This window comes from Bacteroides sp. AF34-31BH (genome assembly GCF_003602795.1).
In the GTDB taxonomy this organism is placed as follows: Bacteria; Bacteroidota; Bacteroidia; order Bacteroidales; family Bacteroidaceae; genus Bacteroides; species Bacteroides uniformis.
Window position 1 is genome coordinate 58,012 of record NZ_QTLV01000010.1, and the last position, 13,817, is coordinate 71,828.

General features: G+C 49.1%; 12 protein-coding genes. 11 read left to right on the forward strand and 1 reads right to left on the reverse strand.

Annotated features, from left to right (window positions below; all coding sequences use genetic code 11):
* Nucleotides 1–82 precede the first annotated feature (82 nt).
* The 11 genes from DWZ67_RS14590 (at nt 83) to DWZ67_RS14640 (ending at nt 10,824) form a co-directional block, all read left to right on the forward strand.
* Nucleotides 83–454 (forward strand): hypothetical protein, encoded by a 372-nt coding sequence (locus DWZ67_RS14590; RefSeq protein WP_005823953.1) that lies wholly within the window; start codon nt 83–85, stop codon nt 452–454.
* Between the two features lie 111 nt (nt 455–565).
* A complete protein-coding gene (locus DWZ67_RS14595) occupies nt 566–916 on the forward strand; it encodes an NADH-quinone oxidoreductase subunit A (RefSeq protein WP_005823956.1) in 351 nt (116 codons plus the stop codon).
* On the forward strand, nt 907–1,488 hold the full coding sequence (locus DWZ67_RS14600; protein WP_005823959.1) for an NADH-quinone oxidoreductase subunit B: 582 nt from the start codon (nt 907–909) through the stop codon (nt 1,486–1,488). Before DWZ67_RS14595 ends, DWZ67_RS14600 begins: the two co-directional genes overlap by 10 nt.
* Before the next feature lie 15 nt (nt 1,489–1,503).
* A complete protein-coding gene (locus DWZ67_RS14605) occupies nt 1,504–3,093 on the forward strand; it encodes an NADH-quinone oxidoreductase subunit D (protein WP_016274121.1) in 1,590 nt (529 codons plus the stop codon).
* A gap of 140 nt (nt 3,094–3,233) precedes the next feature.
* Nucleotides 3,234–4,310 carry an NADH-quinone oxidoreductase subunit NuoH gene (gene nuoH, locus DWZ67_RS14610; protein WP_009037156.1) on the forward strand — a complete coding sequence of 359 codons (1,077 nt, stop codon included), beginning with the start codon at nt 3,234–3,236 and terminating at the stop codon, nt 4,308–4,310.
* Nucleotides 4,311–4,367: 57 nt separating this feature from the next.
* Entirely contained in the window at nt 4,368–4,871 is a 504-nt protein-coding gene (locus tag DWZ67_RS14615; RefSeq protein ID WP_120139173.1) for a 4Fe-4S binding protein, read from the forward strand.
* Between the two features lie 30 nt (nt 4,872–4,901).
* Nucleotides 4,902–5,414 (forward strand): NADH-quinone oxidoreductase subunit J, encoded by a 513-nt coding sequence (locus DWZ67_RS14620; RefSeq protein ID WP_005823970.1) that lies wholly within the window; start codon nt 4,902–4,904, stop codon nt 5,412–5,414.
* Between the two features lie 5 nt (nt 5,415–5,419).
* The gene (nuoK, locus tag DWZ67_RS14625; RefSeq protein ID WP_117749173.1) at nt 5,420–5,728 is read left to right on the forward strand and encodes an NADH-quinone oxidoreductase subunit NuoK; all 309 of its coding nucleotides are present in this window, start codon (nt 5,420–5,422) and stop codon (nt 5,726–5,728) included.
* A gap of 85 nt (nt 5,729–5,813) precedes the next feature.
* Entirely contained in the window at nt 5,814–7,727 is a 1,914-nt protein-coding gene (gene nuoL, locus DWZ67_RS14630) for an NADH-quinone oxidoreductase subunit L (protein ID WP_117703475.1), read from the forward strand.
* Between the two features lie 51 nt (nt 7,728–7,778).
* Nucleotides 7,779–9,263, forward strand: a complete 1,485-nt coding sequence (locus DWZ67_RS14635) for a NuoM family protein (RefSeq protein WP_005823976.1) — start codon at nt 7,779–7,781, stop codon at nt 9,261–9,263.
* A 121-nt stretch (nt 9,264–9,384) separates the two neighbouring features.
* On the forward strand, nt 9,385–10,824 hold the full coding sequence (locus tag DWZ67_RS14640) for an NADH-quinone oxidoreductase subunit N (protein ID WP_117588658.1): 1,440 nt from the start codon (nt 9,385–9,387) through the stop codon (nt 10,822–10,824).
* Between the two features lie 135 nt (nt 10,825–10,959).
* Here DWZ67_RS14640 and DWZ67_RS14645 read toward each other — a convergent pair whose 3' ends face one another.
* Entirely contained in the window at nt 10,960–13,743 is a 2,784-nt protein-coding gene (locus DWZ67_RS14645; protein WP_120139244.1) for an ATP-binding protein, read from the reverse strand.
* Nucleotides 13,744–13,817 lie beyond the last annotated feature (74 nt).

The window sequence follows — 13,817 nt, forward strand, 5'->3', positions numbered from 1 at the left end:
ATAATCATTTTTTGTTATGCGGGGATAGCAAATTGAACAATACTTATTATATCTTTGCGCCCTTGAAAGAGAGAATTGTGGTATGAAGCAATGCATTAAATACTGTTTAATCATAATCTTTGCAGCCCTATTGCACGACAGTGCAACCGGAGCTGCAGATATTTTGTGCGTTCCTGCCACCCGACAAGCAGAATGCTGTACGCTGTCACAAGCTCCTACCACCCAACAAGCAGTCCAGAAGTTCTACGACTTGTTTTCACCAAACTCCCTCTGCATAGAACATGTGGACCATACGCAAGTACCAACCAACAAAAGCGTACTCCTGCGCATGTACATCTACAAGATGCAGCAGCATGCCTATGCACCGGAATGCGACCGTTTGTTGAATCTGTCTCCTCATCCCGTACCCGACGCGAATTATTACGTGTTCGGGCTAAGAAAGATTATCATTTAGAAGGCCTGCAAGCGCAGACGCTTGCCCCTGACCTCGCCGGACAACAAATCAGAGGTTTTGTCCTCCGGTGCGATGTATCTATTATTATATATCTAAAATCTTATCAGGTTTATGAACTTTACTTTGTTAGTGGTCGTCTTATTGACGGCAATCGCTTTCGTGGGTATCGTCATCGCGCTCTCCAATGCGATAGCACCCCGTTCGTACAATGCACAGAAGATGGAGCCGTACGAGTGTGGTATCCCTACCCGCGGTAAATCGTGGATGCAATTCCGGGTAGGTTACTATCTGTTTGCCATCTTGTTCCTGATGTTCGAAGTGGAAACGGTATTTCTGTTCCCTTGGGCAGTCATCACCCGCGAACTTGGCGTGGCAGGACTTTTCAGTGTTTTATTTTTCCTGATTATATTGATTCTGGGCCTTGCTTATGCCTGGAGGAAAGGAGCTTTGGAATGGAAGTAACAAAGAAACCGAAAATTAAATCTATCCCTTATGAGGAGTTTACAGACAACGAAACGTTGGAGAAACTGGTTCGGGAACTTAATGCCGGAGGCGCCAATGTCGCCCTTGGCGTACTGGACGATTTCGTCAACTGGGGACGCAGCAACTCACTGTGGCCTCTTACGTTTGCAACCAGTTGTTGCGGTATCGAATTCATGGCCCTCGGCGCAGCCCGCTACGATATGGCGCGCTTCGGGTTCGAGGTAGCCCGTGCCAGTCCGCGCCAGGCAGACATGATTATGGTTTGCGGAACAATAACCAACAAGATGGCTCCCGTTCTGAAACGTCTTTACGACCAGATGGCCGATCCGAAATATGTAGTAGCCGTAGGCGGCTGTGCCGTCAGCGGAGGCCCGTTCAAGAAATCCTATCACGTGGTGAACGGTGTGGACAAGATTCTGCCGGTGGATGTCTACATTCCCGGTTGTCCTCCGCGTCCGGAAGCATTCTACTACGGCATGATGCAATTGCAGCGTAAAGTGAAAATAGAGAAATACTTCGGTGGAGTAAACAGAAAAGAAGAGAACCACTAATCAGTACTTAAAAATATGGAAATAAAATACATAGAGCCCTCAGTCCTGCACGACGAAATGCTGCGTCTGCGGAAAGAGAAACAAATGGACTTCCTGGAATGCCTCAGCGGTATGGATTGGGGAATACCCGACGAGAAAGACGCACCGGACACCCCCCGCGGACTCGGCGTAGTCTATCTGTTGGAATCTACTGTTACCGGCGAACGGATAGCGGTACGCACCGCCACTCTAAACCGGGAACATCCCGAACTTCCTTCCGTCAGCGATATCTGGAAAGCTGCGGATTTCAACGAGCGCGAAGTCTACGACTTTTACGGCATCGTTTTCATTGGTCATCCGGATATGCGCCGACTCTATCTGCGCAATGACTGGGTAGGCTATCCCATGCGTAAAGACAATGAGCCGGAAAAAGATAATCCGTTGCGTATGGACAACGAAGAAACGGTGGACACTACCATGGAATTGGAGCTGAATCCCGACGGTAGCATCAAGAATAAGGAGATGCAACTTTTCGGTGATGAGGAATATGTGGTGAACATCGGTCCCCAACATCCGGCCACCCACGGCGTAATGCGTTTCCGTGTATCATTGGAGGGTGAAATCATCGACAAGATTGATGCCAACTGCGGCTACATCCACCGGGGTATCGAGAAGATGTGCGAAAGCCTGACCTATCCGCAGACCTTGGCTCTGACCGACCGTCTGGACTACCTGGGCGCACACCAGAACCGCCATGCCTTGTGCATGTGTATCGAAAAGGCAATGGGCGTGGAAGTAAGCGAACGCGTGCAGTACATACGTACCATCATGGACGAGTTGCAGCGAATAGACTCTCACCTGCTGTTCTATTCTTGTCTTGCTATGGACCTGGGTGCATTAACGGCCTTCTTCTACGGTTTCCGCGACCGCGAAAAGATACTCGACATCTTTGAGGAAACTTGCGGCGGACGCCTCATCATGAACTACAACACCATCGGTGGCGTGCAGGCAGACATTGCTCCCGGCTTCGTAAAGAAAGTGAAGGAGTTTATCCCCTACCTCCGCGGTATCCTACACGAATATCACGACGTATTCACCGGGAACATCATTGCCCAGCAACGTCTGAAAGGTGTGGGTATACTCTCACGGGAAGATGCCATCGCCTTTGGAGCTACCGGAGGCACCGGACGCGCCAGCGGATGGGCCTGCGACGTGCGTAAGCGTATGCCATATGCCGTATATGACAAGGTGGACTTTAAAGAAGTCATCCGCACCGAAGGCGATTCATGGGCACGCTACCTTATCCGTATGGATGAAATTCTGGAGAGCCTGAAAATTATCGAGCAACTGATAGACAACATCCCGGAAGGAGCCTACCAGGAAAAGATGAAACCTATTATCCGCGTACCGGAAGGCACTTATTATGCAGCCGTAGAAGGTAGCCGCGGTGAGTTCGGCGTCTTCCTCGAAAGCCACGGCGACAAGATGCCTTACCGCCTGCATTTCCGCAGTACGGGCTTGCCATTGGTATCGACCGTAAATACGATTTGCCGCGGAGCTAAAATCGCCGACCTTATTGCCATTGGCGGAACATTGGATTATGTAGTACCAGATATTGACAGATAAAAGGATTTACGATTTGACAATTTACAATTTACCATGCGGAATTACAGCGCAGCCAAATTGTAAATTGTACATTGTGAATTGTAAATCAAAAAGCGCCTCGTAAATTGTAAATAGTAAATTGTAAATAGTAAATGAACAACGTGTTTGACTTTAGTATAGTAACCAACTGGATACACCAGATGCTGACTTCCCTGATGCCGGAAGGACTGGCAATATTCCTCGAATGCGTGGTGATTGGCGTATGCATCATCTTGATGTATGCCGTGCTTGCCATCATCCTGATTTACATGGAGCGTAAGATATGCGCCTTCTTCCAATGCCGCCTCGGTCCGATGCGCGTGGGGAAATGGGGATTGCTCCAAGTGCCCTGCGACGTCATCAAGATGTTGACAAAGGAAATCATTGATTTGAAATTCTCTGACCGGTTCCTCTACAATCTGGCACCGTTCATGGTAATCATCGCTTCTTTCCTGACATTTGCCTGCCTGCCCATCAACAAGGGATTGGAGGTATTGGACTTCAATGTAGGAGTGTTCTTCCTGCTGGCTGCATCGAGTATCGGCGTAGTGGGTATCCTGCTGGCAGGCTGGAGTTCCAACAATAAATTCTCGCTGATTGGAGCCATGCGAAGCGGTGCGCAGATTATCAGCTACGAGTTGTCCTGCGGATTGAGCATACTGACAATGGTAGTGTTGATGGGAACCATGCAGTTCTCCGAAATAGTAGAAGGACAAGCTGACGGCTGGTTCATCTTCAAGGGACATATCCCTGCATTGATAGCCTTCATCATCTACCTCATTGCCGGAAATGCGGAAACCAACCGCGGTCCCTTCGACTTGCCCGAAGCCGAAAGCGAGTTGACTGCCGGATACCATACGGAATACAGCGGTATGGGCTTCGGATTCTTCTATCTGGCAGAATATTTGAATCTGTTTATCGTAGCCTCCGTGGCAGCCACCATCTTCCTGGGAGGCTGGATGCCGCTACACATCGTAGGCCTGGACGGCTTCAACGCAGTGATGGATTACATTCCGGGATTTGTATGGTTCTTCGGAAAGGCCTTCTTCGTAGTCTTCCTGCTGATGTGGATAAAGTGGACCTTCCCCCGCCTGCGTATTGACCAGATTCTGAATCTGGAGTGGAAGTACCTGGTACCCATCTCTATGGTGAACTTGATTTTGATGGTATTAATTGTAGTATTTAAATTGCATTTCTAACCGGCGTAGCGCCGGAGCAAGATTTCCTTGCGGATAATTTTAATAAAGGCAAAAGTAATGAAAGAAAAGAACTCTTATATCAGCGGACTCATACACGGCGTCACTTCTCTGCTGACGGGTATGAAGACAACCATGACCGTATTCTGCCGACGAAAGACTACCGAACAATATCCGGAAAACCGCTTGACATTGAAACTCTCCGACCGTTTCCGTGGCACGCTGACCATGCCCCATAATGATAAAAATGAACATCGGTGTGTAGCTTGCGGTTTGTGCCAGATGGCTTGTCCCAACGACACTATCAAGGTGACCGGCGAGATGGTTGAAACGGAAGACGGCAAGAAAAAGAAGATATTGGTTAAGTACGAATACGACCTCGGTTCGTGCATGTTCTGCCAACTCTGTGTGAATGCCTGCCCTCATGATGCCATCACGTTCGACCAGGATTTTGAGCATGCTGTGTTTGACCGCACGAAACTGGTCATGACGCTGAACCGTCCGGGCAGCCATGTAGAAGAAAAAAAGAAACCCGCTGCTCCCAAAGAAGAGACAACAAAGTAATTCGTTAATAGTAACTTGTAATTAAACAACATGGAAATAACTCTTGAAACAGTAGTATTCTACTTCCTTGCGGCCTTTATCACCGTATTTTCCATCTTGACGGTAACGACCCACCGCATGGTGCGCTCGGCCACCTACCTGCTGTTCGTGCTTTTCGGTACGGCAGGCATCTACTTTCTGCTGGGTTACACCTTCCTCGGTTCCGTGCAGATTATGGTCTATGCCGGCGGTATCGTAGTGCTCTACGTCTTCTCCATACTGCTTACCAGTGGCGAAGGCGATGTCATCGAGAAGTTAAAGCGTAGCAGGTTCCTTGCCGGACTGGGTGCCACCGTGGGCGGTGCCATCATCGTAGTATTCATCACTTTGAAGCATAAGTTCATTGCCACCACCGACGTGGAACCTTTGGAGGTCAACATCAAGACCATCGGTCACCACATGCTGAGCGGTGACAAGTATGGTTATCTGCTTCCCTTCGAAGCTGTCAGCATCTTGTTATTGGCATGTATCGTAGGCGGATTATTAATAGCACGTAAAAGATAAGAATTATGATACACATGGAATATTATCTGATAGTTTCGGCTATCATGTTCTTCGCAGGCATCTATGGGTTCTTCACCCGCCGCAACACACTGGCAATACTTATCAGCATCGAGCTGATTCTGAATGCCACGGACATCAACTTTGCGGTGTTCAACCGTTTCCTATTCCCCGGAGGACTGGAAGGATATTTCTTCTCTTTATTCTCCATCGCCATCTCGGCGGCCGAAACGGCTGTAGCCATTGCCATCATGATTAACATCTACCGTAACATCCGCAGCATCCAGGTGAACAAACTGGATGAGATGAAATATTAAACAGTGGAAAGTTGAAAACAGAAAGTGAAAAATTAACTTTTCACTTTCAGTTTTCAACTTTCACCTTTCAATTATCAATTAAATTATGGAATATACAATATTAATCCTTCTACTCCCTTTCCTCTCTTTCCTCGCTCTGGGACTTGGAGGTAAATGGATGTCACACCGCACTGCCGGCCTTATCGGAACTACGGCACTGGGTGTGGTCGCAGTGCTTTCCTATCTCACCGCAGGAATGTACTTCAGCGCTCCCCGCCTTGCCGATGGTACGTACGAGGCGCTGATGCCCTATAACTTCAAATGGCTGCCTTTCACAGAAAGCCTCAGTATCGACATGGGTATCCTACTCGACCCGATTTCGGTTATGATGCTCGTGGTCATCAGTACCGTTTCGCTGCTGGTACACATATACTCTTTCGGCTACATGAAGGGCGAACGCGGTTTCCAGCGTTACTACGCCTTCCTGTCGCTCTTCACCATGTCCATGCTCGGACTGGTAGTAGCAACGAATATCTTCCAGATGTATCTGTTCTGGGAGTTGGTGGGCGTGTCCTCCTATCTGCTGATTGGTTTCTATTATACGAAGCCGGCGGCTATTGCCGCTTCGAAGAAGGCGTTTATCGTGACCCGTTTTGCTGACCTGGGATTCCTTATAGGTATCCTCGTCTATGGGTATTATGCCGGTACATACACCTTCAGCCCTAATGAGATGGCGCTGGCAAAGGGCGGTGCGGCAATGATTCCGCTTGCCTTGGGACTGATGTTCATCGGTGGTGCCGGAAAGAGTGCCATGTTCCCGTTGCACATCTGGCTGCCCGATGCCATGGAAGGTCCTACGCCGGTCAGTGCACTGATTCATGCCGCCACAATGGTGGTTGCAGGTGTCTATCTGGTGGCACGCATGTTCCCGTTGTTCATAGAATATGCTCCCAGCGTGCTGCACATCGTGGCATACGTAGGAGCCTTCACGGCATTCTATGCCGCCAGTGTGGCATGTGTGCAGAGTGACATCAAGCGTGTACTGGCATTCTCCACCATCTCCCAAATCGGTTTCATGATGGTGGCGCTGGGTGTATGTACATCAGCCGACCCACACGAAGGGGGACTGGGCTACATGGCAGGCATGTTCCACTTGTTCACACACGCCATGTTCAAGGCATTGCTGTTCCTCGGAGCGGGTAGCATCATCCATGCCGTACACAGCAACGAGATGTCTGCCATGGGTGGACTGCGGAAGTATATGCCCATTACGCATATCACGTTCCTCATCGCATGTCTCGCCATTGCAGGTATCCCGCCGTTCTCCGGATTCTTCTCCAAAGATGAAATCCTGACGGCATGCTTCCAGTTCAGCCCCACTATGGGATGGATTATGACAGTGATTGCAGGTATGACAGCATTCTATATGTTCCGTCTTTATTATGGTATCTTTTGGGCCGGCTCAGAGCCGGGGCAAAAGTCGGCAAGCGATGGGGGCGACAGCCACATGCCTCACCCCCACGAGAGTCCTCTGGCGATGACCCTGCCCCTGATGCTCCTTGCTGTGGTTACGATAATTGCCGGTTTCATTCCTTTCGGACACTTCATCAGTTCCAACGGTGAAGCATATAACATCCATCTGGATTGGAGTGTGGCAGGTACAAGTATCGCCGTAGCGGTGGTTTCCATAGCCATTGCCACCTACATCTATGCAGGTAGCCGGCAACCCGTTGCCGATACATTGGCACACCGTTTCAAAGGCTTGTGGACAGCAGCTTACCACCGCTTCTATCTGGACGAGGTCTACCAGTTCATCACCCACCGCATCATCTTCGGCTGCATCTGCCACCCCATTGCATGGTGGGACCGCCACGTGGTCGACGGTTTCTTCAACTTCCTTGCCTGGGGGGCTGAAGCTACCAGTGAAGAGATACGCGGCCTGCAAAGCGGACGCATCCAGCAATATACATTTGTATTCCTGCTGGGCACGCTGGCACTGATACTGCTACTATTGCTATAACCCGAGATTTTTCAATCGTAAATCGTAAATCGTTAAATCGTAAATATAAAGATGAACTTTTTATCATTATTCGTACTCATCCCCTTGCTGATGTTGCTGGGTCTTTGGCTCAGCCGCAACATCGCACAAATACGCGCGGTGATGGTGACCGGTGCATCGGCTCTGCTGGTTCTTTCTGCGGCATTGACCGTGATGTACCTCAATGCACGCCACGCTGGTGCCACGGATGAAATGCTGTTCCGTGCCGACATGGTCTGGTATCCTGCACTCAACATCCACTATTCGGTAGGAGTAGACGGTATTTCGGTAGCCATGCTGCTGCTTTCGGCCATCATTGTCTTTACCGGAACATTCGCCTCCTGGAGGCTGCAACCGCTGACTAAAGAATATTTCCTTTGGTTCACCTTCCTTTCCATCGGTGTGTTCGGGTTCTTCATCTCGATAGACCTGTTCACCATGTTCATGTTCTACGAGGTTGCCCTTATTCCCATGTATCTGCTTATCGGTGTATGGGGGTCGGGACGCAAGGAGTACTCCGCCATGAAGCTGACACTGATGCTGATGGGCGGCTCCGCCTTCCTGCTTATCGGTATCCTGGGTATCTACTACGGTGCCGGAGCCACCTCTATGAATCTATTGGAAATAGCACAGATGCACAATATTCCCATCGAACAGCAACGTATCTGGTTCCCGCTCACCTTCCTCGGTTTCGGTGTGCTGGGCGCTCTGTTCCCGTTCCACACATGGAGCCCCGACGGTCACGCCTCCGCACCGACTGCCGTATCCATGCTCCATGCCGGTGTATTGATGAAACTGGGAGGTTACGGATGTTTCCGCATAGCCATGTACCTGATGCCCGAAGCTGCACAAGAACTGGGATGGATATTCTTGATTCTTACCGGAATCTCCGTGGTATACGGCGCATTCTCCGCTTGTGTACAAACCGACTTGAAGTATATCAACGCCTACTCTTCCGTCAGCCATTGCGGTCTGGTGTTGTTCGCCATTCTGATGATGAACCAGACAGCTTGCACGGGTGCTGTTCTGCAGATGCTCTCTCACGGACTGATGACAGCCTTGTTCTTCGCCCTTATCGGTATGATATACGGACGTACCCATACGCGTGACGTCCGCGAACTCTCCGGTCTGATGAAGATTATGCCTTTCCTGGCTGTCTGCTATGTAATCGCCGGTCTTGCCAATCTGGGATTACCCGGACTCAGCGGTTTCATTGCCGAAATGACCATCTTCACCGGTTCGTTCCAGCATCCCGATACGTTCCACCGCGTATGGACAGTCATTGCATGCAGTTCCATCGTGATTACAGCAGTCTATATCCTGCGACTGGTAGGAAAGATTCTCTACGGCACCTGCACTAACAAGCATCACCTCACTTTGAGCGACGCCACTTGGGACGAACGCACAGCGGTCATTATCCTCATAGCATGCGTTGCCGCCCTTGGTATGGCACCATGGTGGATTAGCGGCATGATTGGAGACAGCGTGCTGCCAATAACTGATTTATTTACGATTTGACGATTTACGATTGATAAATGACTTGTAAATCCCAAGAGTAACCTCAATCGTAAATCATAAAATCGTAAATCCCAAGAGTAATTTCAATCGTAAATCGTAAATCGTAAAATCGTAAATAGATATGGATTATTCCCAATTCCTCCTGCTCAAAGAAGAGCTTTCGCTGATATTGGTCATCGTCATCCTTTTTGTCGCCGACCTCTTCATGAGTCCGGATGCACACAAGAATGACGGCAAACCGGTGCTGAACACAATGCTGCCCGTTGCTCTGCTGACCATACACACACTTATCACCATCGTCCCCGGTCCTGTGGCCGATGCCTTTGGCGGCATGTATCACAATCAGCCGATACAGAGCATCGTGAAATCCATCCTCAGTATAGGTACACTGATTGTATTCCTGATGGCGCACGAATGGATGCGCCGTCCGGACACTGCCATCAAACAAGGTGAGTTCTACATTCTGACACTTTCCACCCTGCTGGGTATGTACTTCATGATTTCCGCCGGACACTTCCTGATGTTCTTTATCGGCCTGGAGACGGCAAGCATCCCGATGGCAGCCCTGGTTGCCTTCGACAAATACCGCCACCACTCTGCCGAGGCAGGTGCCAAATATATTCTCACGGCACTGTTCTCCAGCGGATTGCTGCTATACGGATTATCTTTGATTTACGGTACGGTAGGCACTCTCTACTTTGCCGACATACCGGCACGCCTCACCGGCGACCCGTTGCAGATTATGGCATTCGTATTCTTCTTCTCCGGCATGGGATTCAAAATATCACTGGTGCCTTTCCATCTTTGGACAGCAGACGTTTACGAAGGTGCTCCAAGCACGGTGACAGCCTATCTGAGTGTCATCTCTAAAGGCTCTGCCGCTTTCGTGCTGATGGCTACTCTCATCAAGGTATTCGCTCCGATGGTGGAACAATGGCAGGAAGTGCTGTACTGGGTTATCATCGCCTCCATCACAATTGCCAACCTCTTCGCCCTACGCCAGCAGAACCTGAAGCGGTTGATGGCTTTCTCCAGTATCTCGCAAGCAGGTTACATCATGCTGGGTGTCATCAGCGGAAGCGCACAAGGTATGACGTCGCTGGTATACTACGTGCTGATATATATGTTTGCCAATCTTGCCGTATTTACCGTTATCACGATTGTGGCACTGCGAGCAGGCAAGTTCACACTTGAAGACTATAACGGGCTGTATACCACTAATCCGAAGTTGGCGTTCCTGATGACACTGGCACTGTTCTCTCTGGCAGGCATCCCGCCGTTTGCGGGCTTCTTCTCGAAGTTCTTCATCTTCGCGGCAGCTTTCGAAGGCGGCTTCCATCTGCTGGTATTCATTGCCCTTATCAATACAATCATCTCGCTTTATTACTATCTGAAGATTGTAAAGGCAATGTACATCAACAAGAGCGACGAGCCGATTGCAGCATTCCGCAGTGACAACTATACACGTGCCAGCCTGGCCATTTGCACGCTGGGTATTGTGGTACTGAGTATTGCAAGTGTGGTATATCAATCCATCGATAAGTTCTCATTCGGATTATAACCGGAGGGTATCATCACTTACCACAAATTACACAGATTGGCACAAATTATCTTTAGAAGTTCTGATAATCAAGAGCTTTGACTTGTGTTAATCTGCATAATTTGTGGTGAGTGTGTATTTTAGCACATTTCCATACTATACAATCGGCAGCACAAACCAAAAGCATGAGCCTTTCCCCGGTTCACTGTCCACACCGATTGTGCCACCCAACTGCTCTATAATGCTCTTGCTGATAGAAAGCCCCAGGCCGGTGCCATGCACAAACGTATTCAGCTTTATAAAACGGTCGAATATCTGAGCCTGCATTTCCGGCTCAATGCCAAGGCCCGTATCGGCCACATAAAAACGCAAATGAGTTTCATCCACCTTATCATATCCTACACGTATACTTCCCGCAGTGGTGAACTTGATGGCATTGTTGACAAAGTTGGCTATGACCTGATTCAAACGGTTACGGTCACTGACAATCCGGCATTCCGGCAGATGACGGTCGAAGAGAACTTCCACACCCGGTTTGGCCTTCATCTTCATGAAGCGCACGATGTCCTCACACAGCATGTTCACGTCCAGCTCTTTTTCCACAAAGTCAAATGTCCCGGCCTCTATCTTGGACAAATCCAGTATGTCGGAAATCAGCTGCAACAGCAGGTCATTGTTTTCTTCAATAATCGCCATATACTGCCTTTTTTCCTCCATGTCCCCGGTCTCTCCCATCAGACTGGAGAAACCGACAATCGCATTCAGGGGCGTACGTATCTCATGGCTCATATTGGCAAGGAAGGCACTCTTCAGACGGTCGGCGGTTTCTGCCTTCTCCTTGGCTTCAATCAGCATAGCCTCCGTCTCCTTCAATTCCGTAATGTCATAGTTGACGCCTATCAGCTCTATTTGTCCGTTCTCCGGTTCAAACAGATTGACAACCACATTGGTACGTACCCAGTTCCATTTTCCCTTTTCGCCCGGACGTTCAATGCGCATCTCTCCCTGGAAATGTTTGGCTTCGCCCACACGGGCCTTACTGAAGAAATCAAGCATCCTCCTGCGGTCACTGGGGTACATCTTGCTGTATATTCCCACGACATCCGCCAATTGGGTATTCTCGTCCTCTCCCATATTCTTATACCATTGCTTGATGGCATAGCCTTTCCGGTCGAGCAGATTCAGCTTGGCATAACCTACCTTCGCATAATCCGATATAAGCAGGAAGAAATTCTCGAAATCACAGATACGGCTCATGGCATCAATCCGTTCCGTATTGTCGATGTTAATCATGGCATAGCCGGTAAAGTTACCTTTACTGTCATACACCTTGCTCACTTTCGTATAAAGATGTATCACATCCTTCGGCTGTTTGGAAGTGGAGTAATACCCTTCAGTCCGGTCGAAAGCATAATTCAGGCGAAAGTCGACCATATCCTCAGTCTGTATACGTTCTGCCAATTGGGCGGACACATTCGGGTTCTCGAATAAGTTCACTCCAATGACATCCTGTTTGTCACGGACCCCGAATATCTCCATATCCTTATTGTTGATGTCTACCAGGAATCCGTCTTTGTCATAGATTTCCACCCCGGCCGGTATATTGGCAAAGATATTCTTGAACAGTTTTTCGCTATGGTCCAAAGCCAGATGAGTCTGTACCGAGTCTGTCGTATCGAGGAATAACGCCACCACTTCATTCTTTTCCGGAGAGTATATCACCACGTGGCAGTGCTTGTTGGTGAGCTCAAAACACATGTCCATTTCCTTATGTGTCCCGGTGTTCACTATATCAAGCAGATATTCTAGCCTGGGGGCCGCCTCCCTTGAAAAGGACGAGGCAGTCTTGCCGATAAACGTCGACGCGGGTTTTCCTAGAAAATCGGCAAAGATAGAATTCGCATCTGTCACATAATACCCGTAGGGGTTGTCCTTTTCATCACAGACAATGGACATCCGCACATACCCCAAAGGCATATAGCGGAACAAGTTGCTGAGGAAAGTACGTTCGCGCACAGCCTCATCCTTCGTTTTGCGCAACTCTATGCAAATGCTGATGACATTTGCCAACGAACTAAACCATTGGTAATCCTCGTTGGTCCACATTCGGGTACGGTCTACCAAATCAATGCCCATATATCCCCACACCTGGTCATTGGCAACCAGCGGAGTTACCATCAAGGACTTTATATTCTGTCTCGCCAGAATTTCATATTCGGCGTAAGCGTGCTCCGGCAGTTGCCCCAGCGTTTCCAGCAGAACGGGCTTTTGTGCCATAATCTGTGACGTCCACCACGGCAAGCTGTCAGCCTGGACTCCCTGAAGCATTTCTTTCTCAGGAGCCACTCCCGGAGCCACCACCTCGTATGTGCAGCTCTGGTACCGGCACTTCTCATCATATTGGAATATATAGACACGTCCGCCGCGAAAGAAATCAAGAATATCTTTCAGTATGTCGTAAATGCCCGCACTTATATCCTCGTCTTTCAGGAAGCGGAATAGGGAATGGGATATTGAGGTCTGCCGATAAAGTAAATCGTTCACTCTTTGCAAAGCCTGCTTCGCAGCCTCCTCCTTCGGCATCTCTACGCGCTGCAACACTCCGAAAGCCTTCAATGTTCCATCCGGCAAATGCTCCTTATACCCCACGCGCGAGTAGACCCAGACCACTCCTTCAGTAGAATAGATAGGAAACGTATGTTCATAGACCTCCATATTCTGAATGGCAAGGAACTCCCGGCTGATACGCGCCCGATAGTCTTCGCGTATCATTTTACCGAAATCCTCAAAGCTCAGGTATTCCCCTTCCAAGCCTAACAACTTACAGACATATTCGGAACAGAGATACTGCCTTGAAGAAAAATCAGCCTCCCACCAACCTATCCGGCCAAGAATGGAAAGGCGCCGGAAACGTTCACTATCGTCACGATGAACAGCCATATATTTATCAATATTGGTTTGAGATACAAAAATAGCCATAAAACTCCAATAAGCAACCATTAGAAACCTTTTTC